Raw genomic sequence first — 2,046 nt, 5'->3', positions numbered from 1 at the left:
CATACGTAGACGCCGAACGATCTCTCGTACCGAATATCTTGGAGGGTGCAGTCGGACGAGGGTTCAACGTGGTCTATTTGCCTCGTGGTCGTGGTGACGAGCAGTTTGCAGAGCCATATCCCTCCGACCGTGTGTTCGTTCCTGAACAGGCTCTGAATGGGTTACAACTTGCATGGCATACACAGTGTGTGCTCACTGGCTCAGGGACGATGGCGCGTGAAGCAGCGTGCATGGACAAGCCAGCAGTGTCTTTTTTCCCGAATTCACTCCTTTCCGTCGACGAAGAATTGGTATCCGACGAGAAAATATTGCATTCCCGGAATTCGACTTCTATTCTTGACTATATCGGTTCACTTTCATCAAATGATATCTCGCCGGATAGATCCCGATCCAAAACAGTCCTACAGGAAGTTGGCGATATTACAACCAATCTAATCAAGAATGAAATCAACCGGGAATAGCGGAATGACTGACGGTTTAGGAATAACGTGCGACCGATGTCTCGAATGGGCGGAAGGCCAAGACTATGCGGGATACGACCCTTACGACGGTTTAAATAGTCCACTCATCTCCGCAACCGCAACAAATTGGTTGACGCGGTTAATTGGGATACATTCCGTGAACAAGTCTCCAATCAACCTCCGTCCGTTGCTCAAGGTGCCAAAAGAGCGCAATCCGAAGGGGATTGCGTTGTTTTCGATGGCATATCTGAATCGATATTGTGAGACGGGTCGGGAAGCAGATAAAAAAGAATCAGAGAACCTTCTTCGATGGCTCGATCGGAACCGCTCCCCGAATATAACGATGCTGCTGGTTGGGGGTACAATTTTGACTGGCAAAACGCACGCAAATTTTTCCTCCCAGAATACCATCCCTCGATCGTTGTCACCGTTTTTGTTGGTCGTGCGTTTCTCCAATATTATGACGCCACAGGGGAAAGGTGGGCACTCGACACAGCGAAGTCGGCTGCATCGTTTATTCGTACCCATATCAATCAGAAACGAATTAACGGGTTCGACGTATTCACTTACACTCCGTACGATTCGTTTGTACTGATAAACACAAACGCTCTCGCTGCGGGGTTCTTCCATAATCTTAATAACCACATTGGTTCGACAGAATTGTCTAACCGAGTAGAGGAACTGTTCGAATTCGTTGTCGATGCACAAGCCAAAAGTCGCGCGGCGGAACGTGGGTGTATGAGTCAGACCCAAAAACAAGCGCGAAAATGCGTCTCGTGCGGGATTAACATCTCCGGCACGAACGCCGCGTCGTTCAAATGCCCCGACTGTGGGCAGACGATCTACCGCTGTGCGAAGTGCCGAAAACAGAGCAACCTTTACGAGTGCCCCGACTGTGGGTTCCTCGGACCGTAAACCATGGGAAAAGTAGCAGCTAAAGTCAAGGTAATGCCGCAGAGCCCGGAGATCGACCTGGACGACCTCCAAGAGAAACTCGAAGATTCGCTCCCGAGGGTGCGAAAATCAACGGCTTCGAACGCGACGACGTTGCGTTCGGTCTCGTCGCGCTCCTGCCAACGGTCATCGTCCCCGACGATGCCGGTGGTACGGAAGCCGTCGAGGAGTCGTTCTCGAACGTCGAAGGCGTCGAGAGCGTCGACGTGCAGAACGTCGGTCGGATATAATTCCACTTTTCGTTTCGTTTTTCTCACTCCGTGAGCGACCGGTACGTCGCCTCGACGTCGGCGTCCTCGACGAACCCGCCGTGATAACAGAGGACCTGACTCGTCCCGAAGTCGGCGAGCGTGCCGAGGGACTCGATTGCTCGCTCCCACTCGGGCGTGAACCGCTCGTTCGGCCCGACGAGGCCGTCCTCGTCGGCGACGGTGGCGTCGGCAGCGATGAGGAGGTCCGCCTCGGAAAGGACGAGCGAGACGTGGCCGGGCGTGTGACCCGGCGTTTCGACGACGCGCATCGGTCCGGCCTCGGTTCTGAACGTGACGCCATCGACGACCTGCACATCGACCGGAACGGGGGGATAGCGGTCGCCCCTCGATTTGATTGGGTCCTTGTCGCCCTCGATGGC

Annotated in this window: 3 protein-coding genes and 1 pseudogene; 3 read left to right on the top strand and 1 reads right to left on the bottom strand. The window is 54.0% G+C overall.

The annotated features are described in order from the left end of the window. The 3 genes and pseudogenes from BG842_RS27050 to BG842_RS27040 all read left to right on the top strand — a co-directional run. Positions 1–461 (top strand): DUF354 domain-containing protein (locus BG842_RS27050; RefSeq protein WP_139136007.1); only part of this gene is annotated, 461 nt, incomplete at its 5' end. Between the two features lie 738 nt (positions 462–1,199). Further along, on the top strand, positions 1,200–1,376 hold the full coding sequence (locus BG842_RS27045; RefSeq protein WP_007978781.1) for an HVO_2753 family zinc finger protein: 177 nt from the start codon (positions 1,200–1,202) through the stop codon (positions 1,374–1,376). A gap of 3 nt (positions 1,377–1,379) precedes the next feature. Next, positions 1,380–1,645, top strand: a pseudogene (locus BG842_RS27040) (elongation factor 1-beta). 23 nt (positions 1,646–1,668) lie between these two features. Here BG842_RS27040 and BG842_RS03355 read toward each other — a convergent pair. Next, the coding region (locus tag BG842_RS03355) for an MBL fold metallo-hydrolase (RefSeq protein ID WP_139136006.1) at positions 1,669–2,046 on the bottom strand (378 nt) is incomplete at its 5' end.

The organism is Haladaptatus sp. W1 (assembly GCF_001723155.1).
Classification (GTDB): Archaea; Halobacteriota; Halobacteria; order Halobacteriales; family Haladaptataceae; genus Haladaptatus; species Haladaptatus paucihalophilus.
The sequence above is the reverse complement of the archived record's forward strand: the minus strand, read 5'-3'. Positions and strand labels throughout refer to the sequence as shown.

Coding starts and splice junctions, on each gene's coding strand:
- BG842_RS27045 (WP_007978781.1), top strand. CDS start 1,200: ATGAGTCAGACCCAAAAACAAGCGCGAAAATGCGTCTCGTGCGGGATT.